Annotated in this window: 22 protein-coding genes; 11 read left to right on the forward strand and 11 right to left on the reverse strand. The window is 65.7% G+C overall.

Annotation, left to right across the window (positions count from 1 at the left end; genetic code table 11):
• Positions 1-34: 34 nt before the first annotated feature.
• The 3 genes from GSQ89_RS04120 to GSQ89_RS04130 are packed head-to-tail and all read left to right on the forward strand — an operon-like array spanning position 35 to position 3,693.
• Positions 35-994 (forward strand): glycosyltransferase, encoded by a 960-nt coding sequence (locus GSQ89_RS04120; RefSeq protein WP_158922318.1) that lies wholly within the window; start codon positions 35-37, stop codon positions 992-994.
• Positions 991-1,962, forward strand: coding sequence for a polysaccharide pyruvyl transferase family protein (locus GSQ89_RS04125; RefSeq protein ID WP_158922319.1), 972 nt, complete (start codon positions 991-993; stop codon positions 1,960-1,962). Before GSQ89_RS04120 ends, GSQ89_RS04125 begins: the two co-directional genes overlap by 4 nt.
• Before the next feature lie 48 nt (positions 1,963-2,010).
• A complete protein-coding gene (locus tag GSQ89_RS04130; RefSeq protein ID WP_158922321.1) occupies positions 2,011-3,693 on the forward strand; it encodes a methyltransferase domain-containing protein in 1,683 nt (560 codons plus the stop codon).
• Between the two features lies 1 nt (position 3,694).
• Here GSQ89_RS04130 and GSQ89_RS04135 read toward each other — a convergent pair whose 3' ends face one another.
• Genes GSQ89_RS04135 through rimP form a run of 7 tightly spaced genes read right to left on the reverse strand, consistent with a single transcriptional unit; the run spans position 3,695 to position 10,451 of the window.
• Positions 3,695-4,102, reverse strand: a complete 408-nt coding sequence (locus tag GSQ89_RS04135) for a type II toxin-antitoxin system VapC family toxin (RefSeq protein WP_158922323.1) — start codon at positions 4,100-4,102, stop codon at positions 3,695-3,697.
• Positions 4,102-4,371 (reverse strand): type II toxin-antitoxin system Phd/YefM family antitoxin, encoded by a 270-nt coding sequence (locus GSQ89_RS04140; RefSeq protein ID WP_158922325.1) that lies wholly within the window; start codon positions 4,369-4,371, stop codon positions 4,102-4,104. The genes GSQ89_RS04135 and GSQ89_RS04140 overlap by 1 nt, the downstream gene beginning before the upstream one ends.
• A gap of 55 nt (positions 4,372-4,426) precedes the next feature.
• Positions 4,427-4,825 carry a 30S ribosome-binding factor RbfA gene (gene rbfA / locus GSQ89_RS04145; RefSeq protein ID WP_158922327.1) on the reverse strand — a complete coding sequence of 133 codons (399 nt, stop codon included), beginning with the start codon at positions 4,823-4,825 and terminating at the stop codon, positions 4,427-4,429.
• On the reverse strand, positions 4,822-7,554 hold the full coding sequence (gene infB / locus GSQ89_RS04150; protein ID WP_158922330.1) for a translation initiation factor IF-2: 2,733 nt from the start codon (positions 7,552-7,554) through the stop codon (positions 4,822-4,824). Before infB ends, rbfA begins: the two co-directional genes overlap by 4 nt.
• Before the next feature lie 2 nt (positions 7,555-7,556).
• Positions 7,557-8,324, reverse strand: coding sequence for a DUF448 domain-containing protein (locus tag GSQ89_RS04155; RefSeq protein WP_256367297.1), 768 nt, complete (start codon positions 8,322-8,324; stop codon positions 7,557-7,559).
• Positions 8,311-9,861: a transcription termination factor NusA gene (nusA, locus tag GSQ89_RS04160; RefSeq protein WP_158922333.1), complete on the reverse strand. Its 1,551-nt coding sequence runs from the start codon at positions 9,859-9,861 to the stop codon at positions 8,311-8,313. The genes GSQ89_RS04155 and nusA overlap by 14 nt, the downstream gene beginning before the upstream one ends.
• 38 nt (positions 9,862-9,899) lie before the next feature.
• Positions 9,900-10,451: a ribosome maturation factor RimP gene (gene rimP, locus GSQ89_RS04165; protein WP_158922335.1), complete on the reverse strand. Its 552-nt coding sequence runs from the start codon at positions 10,449-10,451 to the stop codon at positions 9,900-9,902.
• A 146-nt stretch (positions 10,452-10,597) separates the two neighbouring features.
• Between rimP and GSQ89_RS04170 the strand changes: the two genes are divergently transcribed.
• The 4 genes from GSQ89_RS04170 (at position 10,598) to GSQ89_RS04185 (ending at position 15,781) form a co-directional block, all read left to right on the forward strand.
• Positions 10,598-11,812 carry an acyltransferase gene (locus tag GSQ89_RS04170; protein WP_158922337.1) on the forward strand — a complete coding sequence of 405 codons (1,215 nt, stop codon included), beginning with the start codon at positions 10,598-10,600 and terminating at the stop codon, positions 11,810-11,812.
• 150 nt (positions 11,813-11,962) lie between these two features.
• Positions 11,963-13,621: a thiamine pyrophosphate-binding protein gene (locus GSQ89_RS04175; protein ID WP_158922341.1), complete on the forward strand. Its 1,659-nt coding sequence runs from the start codon at positions 11,963-11,965 to the stop codon at positions 13,619-13,621.
• On the forward strand, positions 13,621-14,865 hold the full coding sequence (locus tag GSQ89_RS04180; RefSeq protein WP_158922343.1) for a NupC/NupG family nucleoside CNT transporter: 1,245 nt from the start codon (positions 13,621-13,623) through the stop codon (positions 14,863-14,865). Before GSQ89_RS04175 ends, GSQ89_RS04180 begins: the two co-directional genes overlap by 1 nt.
• 82 nt (positions 14,866-14,947) lie before the next feature.
• The gene (locus tag GSQ89_RS04185) at positions 14,948-15,781 is read left to right on the forward strand and encodes an AraC family transcriptional regulator (protein WP_158922345.1); all 834 of its coding nucleotides are present in this window, start codon (positions 14,948-14,950) and stop codon (positions 15,779-15,781) included.
• 4 nt (positions 15,782-15,785) lie between these two features.
• Here GSQ89_RS04185 and GSQ89_RS04190 read toward each other — a convergent pair whose 3' ends face one another.
• The 4 genes from GSQ89_RS04190 to GSQ89_RS04205 form a co-directional block, all read right to left on the reverse strand.
• On the reverse strand, positions 15,786-16,754 hold the full coding sequence (locus tag GSQ89_RS04190) for a phosphodiester glycosidase family protein (protein WP_158922347.1): 969 nt from the start codon (positions 16,752-16,754) through the stop codon (positions 15,786-15,788).
• A 19-nt stretch (positions 16,755-16,773) separates the two neighbouring features.
• Positions 16,774-18,066, reverse strand: a complete 1,293-nt coding sequence (locus GSQ89_RS04195) for a right-handed parallel beta-helix repeat-containing protein (RefSeq protein ID WP_158922349.1) — start codon at positions 18,064-18,066, stop codon at positions 16,774-16,776.
• A gap of 94 nt (positions 18,067-18,160) precedes the next feature.
• Positions 18,161-18,673 carry an AAA family ATPase gene (locus tag GSQ89_RS04200; RefSeq protein WP_158922351.1) on the reverse strand — a complete coding sequence of 171 codons (513 nt, stop codon included), beginning with the start codon at positions 18,671-18,673 and terminating at the stop codon, positions 18,161-18,163.
• A 10-nt stretch (positions 18,674-18,683) separates the two neighbouring features.
• Positions 18,684-19,520 (reverse strand): alpha/beta fold hydrolase, encoded by an 837-nt coding sequence (locus GSQ89_RS04205; protein WP_158922352.1) that lies wholly within the window; start codon positions 19,518-19,520, stop codon positions 18,684-18,686.
• 67 nt (positions 19,521-19,587) lie between these two features.
• Here GSQ89_RS04205 and GSQ89_RS04210 point away from each other — a divergent pair, with 67 nt between their 5' ends.
• From GSQ89_RS04210 to dnaQ, 4 genes are all read left to right on the forward strand, one after another.
• On the forward strand, positions 19,588-20,445 hold the full coding sequence (locus tag GSQ89_RS04210) for an oxaloacetate decarboxylase (protein ID WP_158922353.1): 858 nt from the start codon (positions 19,588-19,590) through the stop codon (positions 20,443-20,445).
• A gap of 254 nt (positions 20,446-20,699) precedes the next feature.
• The gene (locus GSQ89_RS04215) at positions 20,700-21,539 is read left to right on the forward strand and encodes a shikimate dehydrogenase (protein ID WP_158922354.1); all 840 of its coding nucleotides are present in this window, start codon (positions 20,700-20,702) and stop codon (positions 21,537-21,539) included.
• Positions 21,536-22,123 carry a dephospho-CoA kinase gene (gene coaE, locus GSQ89_RS04220; RefSeq protein ID WP_158922355.1) on the forward strand — a complete coding sequence of 196 codons (588 nt, stop codon included), beginning with the start codon at positions 21,536-21,538 and terminating at the stop codon, positions 22,121-22,123. Before GSQ89_RS04215 ends, coaE begins: the two co-directional genes overlap by 4 nt.
• Positions 22,120-22,797 carry a DNA polymerase III subunit epsilon gene (dnaQ, locus tag GSQ89_RS04225; RefSeq protein ID WP_158922356.1) on the forward strand — a complete coding sequence of 226 codons (678 nt, stop codon included), beginning with the start codon at positions 22,120-22,122 and terminating at the stop codon, positions 22,795-22,797. Before coaE ends, dnaQ begins: the two co-directional genes overlap by 4 nt.
• Positions 22,798-22,826: the final 29 nt, after the last annotated feature.

Here is a 22,826-nt window from a genome sequence, read left to right on the forward strand (position 1 = left end):
GATTCGTCAACGTTTCCCCCCTAGCGTCCCCGGCATGGACCTCACAGTCTGCATCTGCACCCATGACCGTCCGCGCTACGTCCGGGACTGTCTGGCCGGTCTCCGCCGCCAGACCGCCCCACGCGATCGTTTCGGCATCCTGTTGGTGGACAGCGCCTCCTCCCACGCCGCCGCCGTGGAGCTGGACAGCCTCGCGGCCGCCCACGACGCCAGGCTGATCCGGCTCGACCACCCGGGCGTCAGCCTGGCGCGCAACGCCGGCGCCTGGGCCGCCCGCTCGCCATTCATCGCCTACGTCGACGACGACGCCATCCCCGCCAACGACTGGGTTGAGGCCATCCTGGCCGCCATCACCCGGCCCGGACGCCCGCCCGCCCTGATCGGCGGCCGCATCCTGCCGAAATGGGAAACCCCCCTGCCCGCCTGGTGGCCCGGTTCCCTGCGCGGCGTGCTGTCGATCATCGAGCATGAAGGCAGCGGCGAATACCGCACCGACGCGGTCCCCAAGGACCTGGAACCCTACGCTGCCAACATCGTGGTTCACGTGCTGTCGCTGATTGCCGCCGGCGGCTTCGGGGGCGCCATTGGCCGCTATGGCCAGTCGTTGCTGTCGGATGAGGAAGTCCAACTTGCCTGGATGCTGCAGGATGCCGGCCACTCGGTGCGATACGATTCACGTATCACGGTCTTCCATCAGATCCAGTCCCGGCGGCTGGAACCTGAATGGCTGCTGTCCCGCCTGTACTGGCAGGGCGCCTCCACCGTCCTGACCCGCCGCCTGCTGCACCAGCCGCAGCGTGTGTGGCGCGAACTGCCGCGCCGGCTGCTGGTCGCCTGCCTGCTGGGTCCGGCCTGGCTGGTCCCCCGTCATTCCACCGCCCTGCTCTCCGCCCGCTGGCGGGTCGCCTATGCCACCGGCTTCATCCGGGCCGCACTGGGCTGGCACGCCACCGGGGCCGCGATCCAGCAGGCCTCGGTGGCGGTGGTGGCGTGATCCTGTATCGATGGCGGGGCGTATCCACCAACTTCGGTGATGAGCTGAACACAGTCCTCTGGCCGCGTCTGCTGCCCGGCTTTTTCGACGACAATCCCGCTTTCCGGTTCCTGGGTATCGGATCGGTACTGGACCAGCGGCATTCCTCACAGGCGGTCAAGCTCGTCGCCGGGTCCGGCTACGGCGGCTATGAGGGCAAACCCACCCTCGACGAAAACTGGATCATCCACTGGATCCGGGGTCCCCGGACCGCCGCCATGCTGGATCTTCCACAAGCCCTGGCCCTGGGCGATCCCGCCGTCCTGGTACCCAAGGCGCTTGGGCTTCCTCCGGCGGGCGGCCCCGACATCGGATTCATGCCGCATTTCGAGAGCGCTGCCCGCGGCGCCTGGCGACAGGCGGCAGAGCAGGCCGGGGTGCGGCTGATCGATCCCCGCGACCCGCCGCTGACGATCCTGAGGGCGATCGGCCGCTGCAAGCTGCTGCTGAGCGAGGCGCTGCACGGCGTGATCGTGGCCGATGCCCTGCGCGTGCCGTGGATCGCCATACGGCCGCTGGCCCGCGTTCACCGGGCGAAATGGCTGGACTGGGCGGACACCATGGACCTGCGCCCGCGATTCGGCCGTCTGCCGGCCTCGACCCTGTCCGAATGGGCCGGCGCAAGCGCGCTTGGGACCTTCCACCCGACACGGACCTGGCTGAGCCGGCGGGAACTACTGCTGGCAAAAGCGACACCGGAACGGCTCGTCGTCCGGGCGGGCCAGGCGTTGCGGCGGGCCGTGAACGCCGCGCCGCAGCAATCGGCCGATGCCACCCTGGATCGATGCCAGTCCCGCATGCTGGACGCGGTTCACGCATTGCGCCTGCACCCAATGCGCGGAGCGTCCGGTGCCGCACCCATTTCGCAGACGCGATCACACTTGCAAGCGGACGGTGATTCCGCCTACCAGCTTACGCCGATCGTCTGAGCGTGATCGGGCTGCGCCACTTTCCCACGCGGGATTCCAGATCCGCCGATGCTGTTTCCTTCCGATGCTTCCGACCTGCTGTCGCGTATTCCCCTGTCGGCACGCACCATCCTGGACGTAGGCTGTGGCAGCGGGGCGCTTGTCGCCGCCTACCGGCCGCTGAACCCGAGAGCCCGGCTGCTGGGCATCGATATCGATCCGGTCCAGACCGCCCTGGCGACACCGCATCTGCACCAGGTCGCCACGATGGACGTGGAAACCGATCCGCTGCCGTTCGACGTGCCTGACGGCATCGACTGCATCATCTACGACGACATCCTGGAGCATCTGCGCGATCCCTGGGCCATGCTCCATCGCCACGCCGAGGCCCTCAGTTCGGATGGCGTCATGCTGATCTGTGTGCCCAATATCGATTACTGGCGCCTCGCCGAACGGCTGCTGCGCGGCACCTGGCATGACAGTCAGGATCAGGATCCGCACCACCGGCAGCTCCGCTGGTTCAACCTCGATTCCATGCGGGAAAACCTCATCCACGCCGGCCTCACGCTCTGCGACGTCACCACGCGGGAACCTGACGGCGATCAGGCGGCACAGTTCGCCGCGTCGCTCGCCCCGGGGCTGGAAGCCATGGACATCGATCCCCAGGAGTACGCCAGGCGCGCCGCGCCCAGCCACCTGATCTGGCGCGTCCGGAAGGAGCCGCGGCAGCGGATGATCCTGGCGGGGACGATGCTGGCGCCCGTTGGCGGTGTTTCCGATGTGCGCGTGGTCTACCCGATGGAGGCGATCGGAACCGATCCGATGGTGACCGCCGGCGTCGTGGAGCGGGTGGAATTCGGTCAGGGAGGGGACGGCAACGCCCGCATTTTCGTGCTGCATCGCCCGAGCTTGATCGGAGAGCAGGGCCACACGCTGTTGCAAGGCCTGGCCCAGGCCGGATTCCTGGTCGTCACCGAATTCGACGACCTTCCCGAGCGTTTCGCGATGATGCGGATGGGCGGCGACCTGGGCTTTTACGGCGTGCATGCGGTCCAGACGAGCACGCTGGCGATGGCCGAGGCGCTACGCAGGTACAACCCCGAGATCGCCGTGTTCCCGAACGCCGTCGGAGCGCTGCCGGCGGTCCGGAACTTCGCCGACCCGCGTTCCATCACACTGTTTTTCGGCGCACTGAACCGCGAGCATGATTGGCTGCCCTTCATGCCGGCGATCAACGCTGTCGCCCAAATGGCGGGGGACCGCCTGAAGTTTCAGGTCGTGCATGACCAGTCGTTCTTCGATGCGCTGGAATCGCCACACAAGACGTTCACGCCCACCTGCGATTACGAAACCTATCTGGATATTCTCGGCAGATCGGAAATATCATTCATGCCGCTGTCCGACACCCCGTTCAACCGAGCCAAATCCGACCTCAAATTCATCGAGGCCGCCTCATGCCGCGTAGCGACGCTGGCGAGCACCGTCGTCTATTCGAACACCGTCGAGGACGGCCGAAACGGCCTGTTGTTCCGCGATCCGGTGCAATTCCAGGCCGGGCTGCTGCGCCTTCTGGCGATGCCGGAAATGGCCCGTGAAATGGCCGACACGGCCCGGCGCTACGTCATCGACAATCGGATGCTGGCCTATCAGGTCGCACCTCGAATCGCCTGGTACCGGTCTCTCTGGGCTCGACGTGACGCTCTCAACCTCGCTCGGCATGAACGGATGCAACGGAACCGGATCGCCGCCTGATTCAACGCATGACCGCCCACGGATCGATCACCGGCACGCCCACATCGTCGAAATCGGCGACATTTCGGGTCACGATGATCTTGTTGTTTACATGCGCCGTCGCCGCGATCAGCGCATCCGCGACCGGACGGCTGCGCTGCGCCATCAAATGCCCCCAACGGGTCGCCACGGCGTCATCGATCGGCAGGATGCGGGCGGCATAGACGAAGCGCAGTTCGTCCAGCCAACGCAGCAGACCCGCCGCCACCGGGGGGTCGGTACGCATCTTCATCATCACGCCCTTGGCGATCTCGCCGATGGTAAGAGCGCTCAGGAACAGTGTTTCCGGCTGGGCGGCGCGCAACCAGGCGACCGCCTGGGGGGTGCGCCGCCGAGCCTCGGACACCACGCAGGTGTCGATCAGATACATCAGAACGCGATGTCGCGGCCGGTATCGGGGCTGCGATCGTTGATCGCATCGACCACGTCGTCGGACCACGGGTCCTGACCAGGCGTTTCGGTCAGCAGGAAATCCACGAAGGACATCCGCGGCTTGACCAACGCATCGAACTCCAGCGCGGACACCACCACCGCCGCACGTTGGCCATGCACGGTCACGGTCTGAGGGCCTTCATCACGCGCACGCTTCACCACTTCGCTGAAGCGGTTCTTTGCATCCTGCAACTGCCAATCCTGCACGGCGGCCTCCTAATCTAGCCAGACAGGCTAGATTTAGGTTGTCTGTTCTACTGCGTCAATCTTTTTCGTTCTTGTGCAGGTCGCGGGCGATTTCCGGCCGGTGCATCAGCGTGTCGATCTTCATCGCGTAATCCAGCGCCAGGTCGGGCGTGAACGTCAGGTCCGGGGCGATCCGCAGTTTGACCGCCTTGGCCACCTGGCCGCGCAGATACGGCGTCGCCCGCACCAGCGCCGGCACCAGCGCATCGGCGTCGGAGCGCCCCAGCCGGGAAAAGAACGCGGTTGCCCGCTTCAGATCGGGGCCGATCCGCACCTCAGTGACGGTGATCTGGGCACTCGCCAGATCGGGATCACGGAACTCACCGCGGGCGAAAATCCCGGACAGCACGTGGCGGATTTCCTCCGCCACGCGCAACTGCCGCTGGGATGGACCAGCGTTCGGGGGCTTCTTCAACCCGGAACCATCTCCACTTCAAAGCACTCGATGATGTCGCCCTCTTGCAGGTTCTCGAAGTGGGCGAACGACAGGCCGCATTCGTAGCCACGCGCCACTTCGCGCACATCGTCCTTGAACCGCTTCAACTGCGACAGCTCGCCTGAGTGGATCACCACGCCGTCGCGCAGCACCCGCACGCCGGACCCGCGCTTCACCAGGCCCTCGGTGATCATGCAACCCGCGACCTTGCCGGTTTTGGTGATGTTGAACACCTTGCGGACCTCGGCATAGCCCAGGAACTTCTCGCGAGCCTTCGGCGCGACCTTACCCTTGACCAGCTTTTCGACGTCGTCGGCCACTTCGTAGATGATCGAGAAGTAGCGGATATCGACGCCTTCGCGCTGTGCCAGTTCCCGCGCCTGGGACGTCGCGCGCACGTTGAACGCGATGACCACGGCGTTGGACGCCTTGGCAAGCTGGATGTCGCTTTCGGTGATCTGCCCCACGCCGGACAGCAGCACGCGGACCTTCACTTCCTCATGCGCCAGCTTGGTCACCACCACCTGGATGGCTTCGGCGCTACCCTGCACATCGGCCTTGACCAGAAGAGCCACTTCCTTCTGCTCACCAGCCTGGATACGGGCCAACATCTGGTCCAGCGTGCCACGCGCACCCACGAGCGCACCCGCCGCCTGATCGCGGATCCGGCGCTGGCGGAACTCGGTGATTTCCCTGGCTCGGCTTTCGTTCTCGACCACCACGAACGGCTCGCCGGCTGCCGGCGCGCCGCTCAGGCCGAGGATCTCCACCGGCGTGGACGGTTCGGCGATCGCCATCGGCTTGCCCTTGTCGTCCAGCATCGCCCGCACCCGGCCCCATTCGGACCCGGCGACGACGATATCGCCCTGTTCCAGCCGGCCGCGCTGCACCAGCACGGTGCCGACCGGGCCGCGACCGCGATCGAGCCGGCTTTCGATGACCGTGCCCTCGGCCGAACGATGCGGATTGGCCTTCAGGTCGAGGATTTCGGCCTGCAGCAAGATCGCTTCCTCCAGCTTGTCCAGGCCGGTCTTCTTCAGCGCCGAAACCGGGACGTCCTGGGTTTCGCCGCCCAGTTCCTCGACCACGATCTCGTAGCTGAGCAGTTCCTGGCGCACCCGGTTCGGATCGGAATCGGGTTTGTCCATCTTGTTGATGGCGACGATGATCGGCACGTTCGCCGCCTTGGCATGGCGGATCGCCTCGATGGTCTGCGGCATGACACCGTCATCGGCCGCCACCACCAGGATCACGATATCGGTGACCGAGGTGCCGCGTGCCCGCATCGCGGTGAACGCTTCATGGCCCGGCGTGTCGATGAAGGTGATCTTCTCGCCGCCATGCATCGTCACCTGATAGGCGCCGATATGCTGGGTGATGCCGCCGGCTTCCCCCGACACCACGTCGGTGGCGCGCAGGGCATCCAGCAGCGACGTCTTGCCGTGATCGACATGGCCCATGATTGTCACGACCGGCGGACGAGCGAACAGGTCGGTGTCGTCGTCGGCAATGCCTTCCAGGCCGATTTCCACGTCGGATTCAGAGACCCGCCGCGTCCGGTGACCGAATTCCTGCACCACCAGTTCGGCGGTATCGGCATCCAGGCTTTGCGTCAGTGTCGCCATCACGCCCATCTTCATCAGTGACTTGATGACGTCCTGGGTGCGAGCGGCCATGCGGTTGGCCAGTTCCTGCACGGTGATGGTTTCCGGCAGGATGACGTCGCGCACGACCTTCACCTGGTCGGAACGCAGCCGGTCCAGTTCCTGCTGGCGGCGGTCGCGTTCGCGCTGACGGCGAACCGAGGCCAGCGACCGGACTTTTTCGTCCTCGCCCTCGATCGCCGCCTGAACGTCGATGCGGCCGGCTCGGCGGCGGTCGTTGGTGCCGCGATTGGGCGCCACGACCGGCGGCTTGCGGGCCGGAACGCCCCCGGCACCGGTGCGTCGAATCGGGCGTCCGTCGTCTTCGTCCTCCGGCCGAGCGGCGCGCAACCGCAGGGTCTCGGTGGCGGAGGGTGTCGGCTGCTGTGCTGGCTGCGGCCGGCCCGGAGGGGCCTTGGCAACAACCGGCTGTGCGGGTTGCGGCGGAGTTGGGGGCGGCGGTGGCGCTGCCGCCCGGGCCGCAGCTTCCTCGACCGTGTCGTCCTCGTGGTCGGGTCCGCGCGCGGCAGCGGCCGCGGCGGCGGCTGCCTCGGCGGCGCGCTTGGCCTCGGCCTCGATCTTGTCGCGGACCGCCTGTTCCTCGGCTCGGCGGGCCTCTTCTTCGGCCGCTTTCTTGGCCTCGGCCTCACGCCGGCGCGCTTCCTCGGCGGCGGAGAGGATGGAAATCGTCTCCTGCTCCCGCCGTTCGGCTTCGCGCCGAGCGGAATCGCGCTTCTGCTCGTCCAGCGCGCGCTGGCGGGCGGCCAGTTCGGTCGCGGTCAGTGCCCGTCCAGCACCGGCCGGCGGACGGCCGGGCTGGGCTGGCGCGCGCGGCGGCGGCGCCATGCCGGCTGGCGTCGGCGGCGGTGCCCCCGCGGCAGCCGATGGATTGCGTGCGACGGGCGCACGCGTCTTGCGCACTTCCACCTGCACGACTTTTGACCGGCCGTGGCTGAAGCTCTGGCGGACGGAGCCCGCGGCTTCAGTCCGCCCTAGTTCCAAACGCCCTGCCGGACGCAGAGAGAGCCGACCCTTGCCGCCGTCCTGATCGTTGCTTTCGCTCATGTTTATCCGTTGGCACCCGTTCCATCGTTCACCGAGGCGGTTTCCCGCCCCGTGGCCCTTGCGGACCCCAAGGCCCTTGCGGACCCGTTCTTCAATCCGGCCAGCCTGCCCGCCTCCACGACGAGCGACTCCGCCAATTTGCCCGGCGCAACCGCGACGTGCACTACATAGTCCCGACCGAACACGCGTCCCAGGGTCTCCCCCGGAAGCGGGTCGATTATTGTCAGGTCCGGCCCGAAACCGGACAGGAAGCGCGAACGTTCCGCCTCACTGCCGTCCGACGCCTGCAGGACCAGCCGGTAACGGCCAGTCCTTAGCGCCTCCCGCGCCTTTTCGTAACCCGCCACCGCTTGCCCGGCGCGTCGGGCAAGGCCGAGACAATCACCGATCCGCCGGACCAACGCCGTCTGAAGCAGGACAGAAAGATCAGATGGCACCGATACGGGGCCGCGCGCGGCCCTGGCAAATGCCCGAACGAGGTGACGATACCGTCCGTCGCCCGGTTTTTCTTTTTGCCGCCCGTCACCTTGGGCGTCGGACGACTCTAACACATCCAAGGACGCGCTCAACCATATTCCCCGTCCGGGCAGCCTTGCGGCCAGGTCGGGGACGATTTGCCGATCCGGCCCCACGACGAAACGGATCATCCGCTCCTTCGGCAACCTTTCGCGTGTGATGATGCAACGCCGCAGCGGCCCGGTTTCCGGTTCCGCTGCGTCGTCATCGTCCGTCTCCGCGCCAACAGCCGGGTCGGTTTCAGTCGTGACCAGCCTCCTCGACCGCTTCCGGCTGGTCCCCGCCCTGGTCTTCGTCATCGAACCAGTGCGCCCGAGCCGCCATGATCACCTCATTGGCGGTCGCCTCGTCCATCTTGTCCGCGCCGATGATCTCGATCAGTTCGTCGGAGGCAAGATCGCCCAGGTCGTCCAGCGTCTTTACGCCCTTCTCGCCCAGCGCCACCAGCATCGGCGGGGTCAGGATCTCCAGCGCGGCGATGTCGTCGGAAACGCCCAGTTCGACGCGCTTGTCGTTCAGTTCGTTGTCGCGCTGCGTCAGGAAGCCTTCGGCGCGGCGCACCAGTTCCTCGGCGACGCTTTCGTCGAAGCCTTCGATGGCGGCGACTTCCTCGATCGGGGTGAACGCCAGTTCCTCGACCGTGGTGAAGCCTTCGGTGACCAGCAATCCGGCGATCATGTCATCAACGTCCAGCGCCTCGACGAACAAGCCGGAGCGACGGCGGAACTCTTCCTGGCGGCGTTCTGACTCTTCCGCTTCCGTCAGGATGTCGATGTCCCAACGCGTGAGCTGCGACGCCAGCCGCACATTCTGCCCGCGGCGGCCGATGGCCAGGCTGAGCTGTTCGTCGGGCACCACGACCTCCACGCGGCCGGCGTCCTCATCCAGCACCACCTTGGTGACCTCGGCCGGTGCCAGCGCGTTCACCACGAAGGTCGCGGCCTGGCTGCTCCACGGAATGATGTCGATCTTCTCGCCCTGCAGTTCCTGCACCACCGCCTGCACGCGCGAGCCGCGCATACCGACGCAGGCGCCGACCGGGTCGATCGAGGAGTCGCGGCTGATCACCGCCATCTTCGCGCGGCTGCCCGGATCGCGCGACACCGCCTTGATCTCGATGATGCCGTCATAGATTTCCGGCACTTCCTGGGCGAACAGCTTCGCCAGAAAGCCAGGATGGGTGCGCGACAGGAAGATCTGCGGCCCACGCGGCTCCTCCCGCACATCATAAATGTAGGCGCGGACGCGGTCGCCGTTGCGGAAGGATTCGCGGGCGATCAGTTCGTCGCGGCGCAGCAATGCCTCCGCCCGGCCGAGTTCGACCATCAGGTTGCCGTACTCGGTGCGCTTCACCACGCCGTTGATGATCTCGCCGACGCGGTCCTTGAATTCGTCGTATTGCTTCTTGCGTTCGTATTCCCGCACCCGCTGCACGATCACCTGCTTGGCGGTCTGCGCGGCGATGCGGCCGAAATCGATCGGCGGCAGCGGATCGACGACGAATTCACCCACCGATTTGTCAGGGAAGATCTTGGCCGCGTCGGCCTTCCCCATCTGGGTTTCCTCGTTCTCCACCGTCTCCACGATTTCGGTCCAGCGCGACAGCCGGACATCGCCGCTTTTGCGATCGATCGTGGCGCGAATGTCCTTTTCATGCCCGTACTTGGCTCGGCCGGCCTTCTGGATGGCCTGTTCCATCGCCTCCAGCACTTCCTCGCGATCGATGTTTTTTTCGCGCGCGACGGCATCGGCGACCAGCAGCAGTTCGGGGCGGGCGATAGCGGTGTCCATGGCGACCTCTGTCAGTGGGTCCGGGTTATACGAGTGCGTTAGTGTGCGAGCGGCGGTGAAGCCGTGGCTTCGATCAAGGCATCAGTCAAGACAAGTTTCGCTCGGCGAATGTCGGGGTGGCGGATCTCGACTTCCAGACCGCCGTCCAGGCGGATGCGGGCAACGGTTTCGTCGGCCCCCAGAACGACACCGGCGAAGCGCTTGCGGCCGTTCTGCGGAAAGAAGGTTTCAACCCGCGCGAGATGGCCGACGAATCGGTTCCAGTCCTTCACCCGGGTCAACGGGCGATCGATCCCGGCGGAACTGACCTCCAGCGTCCAGGCACCGGGAATCGGATCGTCCACGTCGATGGCGGCGCTGACGTCGTGGCTGATCTGCGTACAATCCTCGATCGAAATCTGTGAGCCGTCGGCCCGGTCGGCCATGATCTGCACCGTCGGTCGCTCACGCCCCAGCACGGTGACACGCACCAGCTCGAATCCCATCAGTTCCAGCCGCGGCGCGATGATCGCGGCCAGCTTGGCTTCCAGGCTGGTGGCCGCGCCACCGGCGTCGGCCGAAGTCGCGGATGTTGGTTCGTTTCCGTCCAAACCGAGTGGCCCCAAAACAAAAAGAGGCGGCCCGCGAAGGCCACCCCCCGTAACAGCGGAGAATGATTTCACGGTGAAATAGCGCGCAACCCGCGGGATTGCAAGGGTTCGTACTTTGTTAACCTATTTCCCGCATCCTGTCCCGCATGAAGCAGTTGAGCATGCACCGGCTGGAATGCCTGGACGGCTTGCGCGGCCTTCTGGCGGTCTACGTGCTGCTGGGCCACATGGCGCCCTTCGCGGTACTGCCGAACCGGCTGCAATCCGCCCTGTCGCATGGCGGCGCGGCGGTGGACGTGTTTTTCATCCTCAGCGGGCTGGTGATCACCCAGTCGCTGCTGCACGCCAACGGCCAGGCGGCGCCGTTCCTGATCAATCGCATCGCCCGGATCTACCCGGTGTTCCTGCTGGTGTTCGCCCTTGCCGCAGTGGTGCATCCCTGGTCCTGCGGCTTCGAAGACATGCCCTGGATCGGTCCCGACAACGCCGCCCGGACGATCTGCGTGATGGCCGACCCGCATGGACGGGTGGCCGAGATCGTCGCGCACCTGACGATGACCCATGGGCTGTTTCCCAACGGCATCCTGAAGGACGTCTGGGTCAGCTACCTGGGCTCCGCCTGGAGCCTGTCCACCGAATGGCAATTCTACGTCCTGGCGCTGCTGGCCTTCAGCGGAAACCGCCACCTGTGCTGGCTGCTGCTGACCCTGGCGGTGGCCGGAGTCGCGTGGCGCCTGTCCGTGCCGGGAACATGGCAGTTCAGCCGCGCCTTCCTGCCGAACAAGGCCCAGTTCTTCGCGCTGGGCGTCGCGAGCGTACCCGTCGTACGCCAGGAGAGCGGCGCCCTGGTGCGCTACGGGCTGGTCCTGGCCGCAACCCTGATGATCTGCGCAACCCAGCAGGCGATCGGCAAGATGCTGCCACCGCTGGTCTGGACCGCCTGCCTGGGCGTGCAGTTGGCACCCGGACGGGCCGGCTCATCCATAGTCGCCCGTGGGCTGCGGCATGCGGTCACGCAGTACCTCGGAGCGATTTCGTACTGCCTGTATCTGGTCAACGAGCCAATCCACAAACTGACCGGCGTGGTGCTGAGCCGTGTGGCCGGCGGCAACGGGACGCTGTTCACGCTGCTATGGATTCCCCTGGCGACCGGCCTGCCGATCCTCGCTGCCGCCGGCCTGCACACGTATTGGGAAACACCCGCGCTGAAATGGGGACGCTCGCTGGCGAAAAGAGTGGCGGGGGAAGCAAGATTTGGCTGGCCGGCACACTCTCACCGTCATGGCCGGGTGTGTCCCGGCCATCTTCGCGCCGGCGGACGAAGCGCGGATGGCCCGGACACGCCGGGCCATGACGGATAAATCTCGACAGGTCCGACCAAATAATTCTCCCCACACCGCTTATGGCGATGCCTAAGGGACGAAGCCCTCGCTTTGCTTCCATTCCCGGGCGCCGTTGACGCCACACGGGGTCTGTTTCAGCTTCGCGCCCGATCAAGGGAGTTGAAACCAATGGCCACCGACTACACCGTAGGCGATCTCGTCGCCGAGTTCCTGTCCGCGTGCGGCGTCACCACCGTCTTCGGCATCGCCTCGGTGCACAACATTCCGATGCTCGACGCCATCGGCCGGCGCAACACCATCCGCTTCATGATGGCGCGCGGCGAGCTTGGCGGCGCCCACATGGCGGACGGATATGCCCGCGTGTCGCAGGGGCTGGGGGTGATTTTCTCCTCCACCGGGCCCGGCGCAGCAAATACCATCGGCGGGCTGATCGAGGCGCGTTTTGCGGGGTCCCCAGTCCTGCATATCACCGGCCAGACGGCGACCAAATTCGTCGATCGCGGCCAGGGCACCGTGCACGACCCGGCCGACCAACTCGGCATGATGGCGTCGGTGTGCAAGGGCGCCTACCGCATCCGCTCCGCCCAGAACGCGCTGGGCGTGCTGACCCAGGCCGCCGTCGAGGCCCTTACCGCCCCGATGGGGCCGGTCAGTGTCGAGGTGCCCATCGACCTGCAACGGGTCAAGATCGAGCGTCCTTCCATGCTGGACAATTTCGTGCTGCCGGTGCCGGCACCTCGCGTGCCGACGGACATCGAACTGGACGAACTCGCCGCCCGTGTGATCGCCGCTAAGCGACCGATGCTCTGGCTTGGCAATGGCGCCAAGAAAGCCGGCGCGGCGGCGGAAAAACTGCTGGACCTCGGGTTCGGCATGGTGACCAGCTTCAACGGCCGAGCGACGGTGCCGGAAGAGCATCCGCGGAACCTTGGTGGACTGACCGGCAGCGGTATGCCGATCATCACCGATTTCTATAAGACCGTGGACCTGTGCCTGGTCGTCGGCTGCCGCGTCCGCGGTCATGAGACCAACGACTTCCACGTGCAACTGCCCGACAACATCGTGCAGGTCGACGCCGACCCGCGCGCCAACGGCCGTACCTACGCCAGCCAATATTTCGTCTGCGGCGACGCCAAGGCTACGTTGGAGGGCCTGGTCAGCCGGATCGAGGGCAAACTGAAAGTTGCCCCCGGCTACCCCAACGAATTCGCCGAACTGAAACGCAACGCCCAAGCCGTTTTCATCGAAACGCTGGGTGCCTACGGGACCTTCAGCAAGCAACTGCGGCAGGTCATGCCCCGGGACGCGATCTGGGCGCGCGACGTCACCCAGAACAACACCACCTGGGGCAACCGGGTGTTCCCGCTGAATGCCCCCAACCAGAACGTCTATCCGGTGGGTGCCGGCATCGGCCAGGGCCTGTGCCTGGGCATCGGCGCCGCCGCGGCGGCCGGCGATGGCAAGACGGTTGTCATGACAGGCGACGGCGGCTTCTTCCTGAACGTCGGTGAACTATGGACCGCCGTGCAGGAAAACCTGGATATGACGGTGATCGTGATGAACGACCGCGGCTATGGCGTCATCAAGCGCATCCAGGACGCCACCGCCCAGGGCCGCCGTTTCTATGCCGATCTGGAAAGTCCCGACATCGAGAAACTCGCCGGGCTGTCGGAAATCCCCTATTTCCGCATCTCGCATGCCGATACGTTTGGCGATACGGTCGCCAAGGCGCTGGCGATCAAGGGGCTGACCATGGTGGAAGTCGACATGACCGCGGTGGGCGAGTTCCCCGCCTATTACCCGTTCAACCAGAAGCCGGCCGGCTGATGCTGCACGCCGGTCTGGGGCTGTTCGCCCTGCTGCTGCTGGCGTTTCTGTGCAGCGAGGACCGGCGCCGGATCCCCTGGCGGACCGTGGGGTGCGGCATTGTTCTACAGATCGCGTTCGCGCTGGTGCTGATCGGCGTCCCCGGCGCCGATCGGGCGATGTTCTGGCTGAATGACGCCGCGACCGCAGTGCACGCCGCGACTCTGACCGGCACGCAGTTCGTGTTCGGTTACCTCGGCGGCGGCGCCCCCGCCTTCGCCGAGACACATCCCGGCGCCAGCTTCATCCTGGCGTTCCAGGCCCTGCCGCTGGTGCTGACGATCAGCGCCCTGGCGTCGCTGCTGTTCTATTGGGGCGTCCTGCAACGGATCACGGCCGCCTTCGCCTGGCTGCTGCGCCGGTCGATGGGCATCAGCGGCCCGCTGGCCCTGGGCGCTGCGGTCCACGTCTTCGTCGGCATGGTGGAGGCACCGTTACTGGTCCGTCCCTATCTGATGCGCATGCAGCGCGGTGAGCTGTTCGCGCTGATGACCTGCGGCATGGCCGGCGTCGCCGGCACCGTCATGATCATCTACGCATCGTTCCTGGGTCCGTTCGTTCCGAATGCACTGGGGCATATCCTGATCGCTTCCATCATCAGCACGCCGGCCGGGCTGGCCGTGGCGGCACTGATGGTGCCGTTCGACATCTCCGACCGAGCGGACGGCGAATTGGTGATCGAGGATCCGCCACACAGCAGCCTCGATGCCCTGGTCAAGGGAACCATGGATGGCGTGCCGATCCTGGCCGCGATTATCGCCCTGCTGCTGGTGACCGTCGCGCTGGTCACCTTGTGCAACATGGCACTCGGTTTATTCCCCGACTGGGGCGGTTCGGCGGTGACGCTGCAACGGCTGTTCGCCCTGCCCTTCCGACCGGTCATGTGGCTGATCGGCGTGCCATGGGCGGAGACCGGGGCCGCATCGATGCTGATGGCGACCAAGACCGTGCTGAACGAGTTCGTTGCCTACCTGGATTTCTCCCAATTGCCGCTTGCGACGTTCTCCCCGCGCAGCCGCATGATCCTGACCTACGCGCTGTGCGGATTTGCCAATTTCGGCAGCCTGGGAATCATGATCGGTGGCCTGGGCGCGATGGTGCCCGCCCGCCGAGGCGAAATCGTCGCCCTGGGCCTGCGCACGATCCTGTCCGGCACGCTGGCCACCTGCATGAGCGGCGCGGTCGCCGGCGCTTTGGCCGGGTAAATCCACCCCCACCGCAACCCCGATCAAACACCCTTCGCCAAATCCGCTAATATCCCCCCGGACGCCAACCCCGAGGGACCCAATGAACCCCGTGACCAAGGCGCTGTGGTTCATCGAAAGCCACTTCGCGACCGAAATCACCCTGGCGGAGATCGCCGACGTCGCCGGCGTTTCCCACTTCCACATGGTACGCGCGTTCGGCACGACGACCGGCCACGCCGTCATGCGCTATGTCCGAGCGCGCCGCCTGAGCGAGGCCGCGAAGGTGCTGGCCAGGGGCGCACCGGATATCCTGACCGTTGCCCTCGACGCCGGCTACAACTCGCATGAGGCGTTTACGCGGGCGTTTCGCGACCAGTTCGATTTGACCCCGGACCAGGTGCGCGCCGGCGGTTCGGTCGAAAACCTTCATCTGACGGAGGCCTTCACAATGGACGAAACACCCAGCACCACACTGCGCGCGCCCCGCATGGAGAACGGCCGGGCGTTGTTGATCGCCGGCCTCGGCGGGCATTTCGACTTCGAGCATACGGGCGGTATCCCGGGATTGTGGCAACGCTTCCACCCGCATATCGGCAACGTTCCCGGGCAGGTCGGCACCATCGCCTACGGTGTTTGCCACAACACCGACGAGGCAGGGAATTTCGACTATATCGCCGGCGTCGAGGTCGCCGATTTCGCCGCACTGCCGAAGGATTTTTCGCGTTTGCGCCTGGCCGAACAGCTATATGCGGTATTCACCCACGACCAGCACGTCTCGACCATACGCGGCACGTTCATGGCGATTTTCAACGACTGGCTGCCGAATTCGGGCTACCACAGCGCCGACGCCGCGCCGTTCGAACGTTACGACGAACGGTTCGATGGCCGCACCGGCATGGGCGGGTTCGAGATCTGGATACCGGTCAAGGCGTGACCCCTTACGGCAACGGCGGTGCGACCACTCCAAGGCCAAACCCGACATAACGCTCGCAACTGGAATCCGCCACCACGGGAACCTGACAGGACCCAAGCGGCGGCCAGTCCTTCGGCACGTTGACGAATGTCGCCGCACCGTTCGCCGCCTGTCGCACCATCGTCGTCGACCCGCCGCCGTCGAGATTGATACCGTCGGACGCCCCCAGGAACAGCAGCAGGCCGGCCGCCTGCGGCAGCGTGACGCCGCTGGAAACCCCCTGCACCGAGTCCACCGCGACCAGCCACAAACGCGGGAACACCACCTGACTGCCGCCATTCAATCCGGCGTTGTATCCCACCACCGTGCGCGCATTGGGCCCGAACCAGTCCGACGGAGTCGTATCGGCCGGCGCGGTATTCCTGCCCTCCGTCAGAATACGGTGGGTGCCGGTTACTGCCAGCGTCAATCCCGGCGGCAGTGCCTGCCCTTTCGTAAGCGTCACGATGCGCGGCTGCCCGTTCGCCACGATCAGGCTACTGAGGAAATCACCCGGCGGCGCCGGCTGTTGCGGGTTGTTGCCGATCGGCGACCACAACGCTCCATTGCCATACGCCAGGCCAAGCAGGGAGGTGGAAGCCCCACCGCCGGCGTAATCGCAGCAGCCGGTGAACAGATTGGCGTTCACCGCGATCTCGTCCCGCGCCGATTGCAACGCCCCCGAGACCAAAAACGTCCGCGGTGCCTGCGCGGAACCGGCTGACAGCGTCACCAGCGACAATCCCTTTATCGTCAGGTCGACCCGCGCGACATGCGCGGTGCTGATCAAAACCGACCCGTTCCAGGGGCACGTCACGGTCACGGTTTGCAGTTGGACACCCTTGAAGACCGGCTGACTGGCGCGAGGCGAAAACGCACAATCGGCGGCCCGCGCCGGCGCCTCCGCCAACAGGCCGAAAACGGCCAGGCAGAGCAGAAATCGTATCACGGCCATGCTGCGTCCCCGTCGTCCCTTAGCGCGATGCCACGACCATCTTTACCGGCGAGGCAGCATCAAGTTTAGGCGGGTCCGGCAGAAATGTGCAGGGCAACCCCACCGTGGCAGGTTTCAGGCCGTAGGCCTTCACGTTCTTCGCATTAGGTCTTACGAGAAATGACCCCTTGCCGCATACCGCGTCGCCGGCGCCGCTCTGGTTGCTGAAACCGACAATTTCACCCCAGCTTGGGTGATTGATCATCCGCGGTGGTGCCACCATGACCAACCCGTCGATGTCAACGCTGGACGGGACATGGAAGGGGATGTCGTTGCCGTCCTGATTCTCGCCGCTGTAGTGGACGATCCAGTTGGCATCGGTACCCGGCGATTTCTCCATGATCGCGTTGGTGATCGACAGCACGCCGGCGTCGGGTACGTCGAGACAGGCGCTCTCGGTGCCACCCCGGCCGAGCAGCCGCGTATTCAGGATCACCGTCTTCGCGGCTCGGCTTTTGGCCAGATGCCCGATGGTGCAGCGCGTGGACAGGCAGTTGTCCATGGTGAACACGTCTCCACCGCCGAAATAGACGTTATGGCACCGCCCGGACCCGTTGCCGTTGTCGTGCAGGTAGACCCGCCGCAGCGTCAGCGACTGTCCGGAGATTCCGCCCATGATGGCGTTATCACACTGGCTGATCTCGCAGTCCTCGAACAGGACATGGCTTTGCATCGGCACGCTGGTGGTCAGTTTCTGACCCAGCCGCACGGCCGCGTAATTGCCGATGCCATCCTGCCGGCGGAAACCACGGAAGATCAGATTGCGGAACGTCGCATCGAAATTGCCGGTGGCGAACAAGCCGGTCTGGTAATATAGCACCCCATCGCCATAACCGTCGGTATCCAGTACCGGCGGTGGCTTGCCGGGCTCACCTTCGATCACGATGGGGCCGTACAGGGCGCCTTCATAGGGCGGCCACCCGACCATCTTCGGCCAGCGCCTGGAGTGTGAGCCGCTGTCATTGGTGTAATAGCCCGGTTCGGCCGGGCTGATGATAATGTGTGCCGGTTGCGGATCGGGCACGGACTGGCCGGACGCCGCAGTCCATTTCTGCTGCAGCCGGCAGCCCGCCAGGGTGAGGGATGGATACTGCTTCCCCGGCCCGACCAGCAGCAATTCCGGATGACCACCGACCGGTGCCGCCGGTACCGTGCGAACACGTGCCGCCGCAGGAACGATCGTCGTGGCCTCACTGTCAGAGGCGGTGGTCAGCCCACAACCGGCAAGACCAAGCGCAGCGGACGTCACGAAAGAGCGGCGGGACACGGCCATAATGCGTTTCCTTGTCAGTGAAAAGAAATCGGGGAACAGAAATCAGGTTCCTTTTGGACCCGATGCTCGCCCGAAAATCGGGCATTCCGGCGAATCAAACATGCCCTCCGAGACCTGATCCGCGCAGCAGCATGTCCACGGATTCCAGGGCGGTCCGAGACGCCGTATCCAGCACGACATGCGGCCTGCTCCAGGCGTCATAAGTCCGCTGCTGCACGGCGTCCCAACTGGGAATCGTCAGTCCGGGAACATCGCTGACGCGTCCCTCGACCCGCCTTCGATGTTCCACCGCGTCGGAACACACGACCTCGACCTCCACCACCGCTACGCCGGCCCGCGCCGCCACGGCGACCCAGGCATCGCGTGTCACCGCCAGCGGATTGACCGAGTCCGCGATCACCGTGCCGCCGGCGCGAAGATTATCCTGCGCCACGCTATAACCGATGGCGTAGCCTTCCGTCACCACGCCATCGGGCAACGTGCCGCAGGCACGCAACGTTTGCTCGATCGTATCGATACGCAGCCAGGTCGCTTTCAGCCGCTCCGCCAGCAGGCGCGCGATCGTCGATTTCCCGGTGCCGGGCAGGCCACCGAACACGATGAGCATACGTCGTCCTTTACCCCAAAAATGCCAGTAGCTGCCTCAATAATTCCGCTGGCTGCTCCTCCGGCATCCAGTGCCCGCAATTCTCCACTACCCCGCCCTGCACATCCACTGCCAGCCGCCGCAACGACTCGACCACCTCCATCCGCCGTCCCCACGACCGGTCGCCACCCAGCGCCAACACCGGCATCGGCAGCTTGAACCCTTGCGCAACGATCGCCGCGTTGTCGGCGACATCCCGGGGAATCGCCCGATAATACGAAAACCCCGCGCGCAACGCTCCCGGTTGCCGATAGACCCGCAGATACTCGGCGATATCCTCCTCCGCCAAAGGACGAGCCCCGTAATTGCGGTAGAACCAACCGAAATAGATGTCTTCCCGCCCTGCCACCAGCGCCTCCGGCAGGTCCAGGGTCTGATGAAACGCATGATGCCATCGCCGCCCGCCCTGGCTGATATTCGGACTACCGTCGCCGGGGATCGTTACGTCCAGGATCGCCAGCCGTCGCACCGCATCGGGGTGCGCTGCCGCCACCGCATAAGCCGTGGGACCGCCCCAGTCGTGCCCCACCAGATGAAATTCGGACACACCCAAGACATCGTGAACCAGCCGCCACACGTCGCCGCCCACGGTCTTCTTGTCGTACCCCTCTGCCGGCCGGGACGAATCGCCCAGTCCGCGCAGGTCGGGCGCGATCACCCGGAAGCGTTCGGCCAGGCCGGGGATGATGTGGCGCCACTCGTACCAACTCTGCGGCCAGCCGTGCAGCAGCACCACCGGAAACCCGCTGCCCGCCGTCACGTAATGCAGCCGCACATCCCCCAGATCGGCATGTCCGTGTTCGACCATGTCCCGGCTCCCTTCCCCAACGCCCGCATCGCCCTTACCATGCGGGAACATCCAAACGGGGGAAACCATGCACTGGACCGATCGCCGCGAACGTTACCGCGCCACCATCGGCGGCAACGCCTGTATCCATCCGGGGTCGGTCTACGACGCCATCTCTGCCCGCATCGCCGAGGAAATCGGCTTCGAGATCGGCATGTTCGCCGGGTCCATCGGGTCCTTCGCCGTCCTCGGGGCGCCCGATCTGATCGTGCTGACGCTGACCGAGTTTGCCGCCCAGGCCTACCGCATCAACCGGGCCGGCAAACTGCCGCTGATGGTCGATGCGGATCATGGCTACGGCAACGCGCTGAACGTCATGCGCACGGTGCAGGAGCTGGAAACGTCCGGTGTCGCCGCACTGATGATCGAGGACACGGTCCTGCCGCGTGCTTTCGGCGAGAAGAAACCCACCGTCATCTCGCTGGAAGAAGGCGTCGGCAAGATGAAGGCCGCCCTGACCGCTCGGGAAGACAAGGCGCTGACCATCATCGGCCGCACCAGTTCGCCGTCCATCACTGGATTGGCTGATGGGATCAAACGCCTGAAAGCCTACGAGGCGGCCGGCGTCGACGCCCTGTTCATCGCCGGCGGGCTGACCCGTTCCGACCTTGATGCCATCGCCTCCGAGGTGAAGATCCCCCTGATGCTGGGGGGAGTCTCGGGCGACCTTCAGGACAAGGACTATCTTGCCAGCCGCGGGGTCCGGGTCGCCCTGCAAGGCCACCAGCCGTTCTCGGCCGCGGTCAAGGCCACGTACGACACGCTGAAGGCGCTGCGGGACGGCACCAAACCGTCCGCGCTGACCGGCATCGCGTCGTCCGAACTGATGGCCAAGGTCACCCGCGACGGCGACTACAAAAGCTGGACCGAGAAATTCCTGAACTGAATGTTGTTATCTCATCCGAAGAATTGTCTGGTCGGATCTGCCTGCGGCGTATCCGTCATGGCCCGGCGAAGTCCGGGCCATCCGCGCTTCATCCGCCGGTGCGTAGATGGCCGGGACTCGCCCGGCCATGACGGACGGGCCACCGCTTTTCCTGGTGCGTATCGGGCGTGTCCGGGCCGTCGGGCAACGGATGGTCAAGCCCGGCAACGACACGCGGAAACAATCACTGAACCTTACCAACCCTGGACACACTGATGACGATCCTAACCGGCAAGGCCCGAATCGCAGGCATCACGGGCTGGCCCGTCGGCCATTCCCGGTCCCCTCGGCTGCACGGCTATTGGCTGGAACGGCACGGCATCGACGGCGCCTATGTGCCGCTGCCGATCGAGCCGGCGAACTTCGAAACCGCCATCCGAGGCCTGATGGCGGCCGGGTTCGCCGGCGTGAACGTCACCATACCGCACAAGCTGGCGGCCTTCGCGCTGTGCGATACGGTCGACGATTTCGGCCGGCGCATCGGTGCCATCAACACTCTGGTTTTCGAGAACGGGCGCATCAGCGGCCGCAACACCGATGTCTGGGGCTTCCTGTCGAACCTGCGCGCCAACGGTGTGGATCCCGCGGCTGGCCCGGCCCTGATCCTGGGCGCCGGGGGCGCCTCCCGCGCGATTGCTGCTGCGCTGCTCGAATTGGGCGTCCGGGTCACAATCGCAAACCGCACACGTGCTCGGGCCGATGCACTGGCCGCCGAACTGCCGGGGCTGAGGGTGATCGATTGGGATACCCGCGATCACGCGCTGCCCGACAACACGCTGCTGGTCAACACGACGTCCCTGGGGATGGCCGGCCAGCCGCCGCTGCAGATCGACCTCGATCGCGCCGCCCCCGGACTGACTGTCAACGACATCGTCTACGTGCCGCTGGAAACCCCGCTGCTGGCCGCCGCCCGCACCCGCGGCATTCGCCGTGTGGAGGGCCTGGGCATGCTGCTGCACCAGGCGGTGCCGGCATTCCACGCCTGGTTCGGGGTGGAGCCGGTGGTGGATGACGCCATGCGCCGCTTCGTTGCCGCGGACCTTCTGCCCGCATGAAGATAGTCGGCCTCACCGGCGGCATCGGCATGGGGAAATCGACCGCCGCGGCCGCGTTCCGCCGCGCCCGCATTCCGGTGTTCGATGCCGATCTGGCGGTCCACCACCTGCAAGCCAAGGGCGGCAGAGCGGTGAAGGTGATCGAGGCGGCGTTTCCGGGAACCACGAAGGATGGCGCAATCGACCGTGCCGCGCTGCGCCAGGCCGTCCTCGGCGACCGGCAGGCGCTGACCCGGCTGGAGCACATCCTGCATCCCATGGTCGAAGACGAGGAACGGGCCTTCGTCGCCCGCGCCCGTCGCGCCGGCAAGCGCGCCGTGGTGCTGGATATCCCGCTGCTGTTCGAGATCAAGGGCGAGAAACGGGTCGACACCGTCGTCGTCGTCTCCGCCCCGCGCGCGATCCAGATCCACCGCGTGGCGCTGCGCCGCCGCATGAATAAGGCCGATGTCGAGGCTATCATCGCCCGCCAGATGCCGGACCGCGAAAAACGCCGCCGCGCCGACCTGGTGGTGCAAACCGGCCTGTCGCGTAATCAGACCTTGCGAATCCTGACCCGTTTCATCCAGACATTGCGGGCATGAGCCGCTCTGTCCTGTTCGATACCGAGACCACTGGCCTGGACCCGCTGACCGGCGACCGGGTGATCGAGGTCGCGGCGCTGGAACTGGTCAACGACCTGCCCACCGGCAAGCATTTTCACGCCCTGATCGATCCTCAGCGCGACATCCCGGCCGAAGCCTCGCGAATCCATGGTTTCTCGAATGGCGATCTTGTGGGAAAGCCGCTGTTCGCCGCAATCGCCCAGCCGCTGGCGGACTTCTTCGCCGACAGCAAGCTGATTGCGCACAACGCACCGTTCGATTTCGGCTTCCTGGACATGGAATTCGGCCGCGCGGGCCTGCCACCCCTGGCGCGCGATCGCATGATCGACTCGCTGGTATTGGCAAAGACCCGGTTTCCCGGGATGCCGAACAGCCTGGACGCGCTGTGCCGCCGATTCGCCATCGATCTGTCCGCGCGCACCACCCACAATGCGCTGCTGGACTGCAAACTGCTCGCCGAGGTCTATGTCGAACTGACGGGCGGCCGCCAGCGCGGCCTGTCCCTGGCGGCGCAGGATGCTCGGGGGCCGGTCGCGGTCTACGTCCACACCGGCCCGCGCACACCACACCCGATCGTGCCGACCGAGGCGGAACGCGCGTTGCATGCCGCCTTCCTGACCCGGATCAAGGAACCGATCTGGCTTCTGCCGTAACGATCTCGCCACGTAAACAGGCCATTGAG

Source organism: Acidisphaera sp. S103 (genome assembly GCF_009765975.1).
Lineage (GTDB): Bacteria > Pseudomonadota > Alphaproteobacteria > Acetobacterales > Acetobacteraceae > Rhodopila.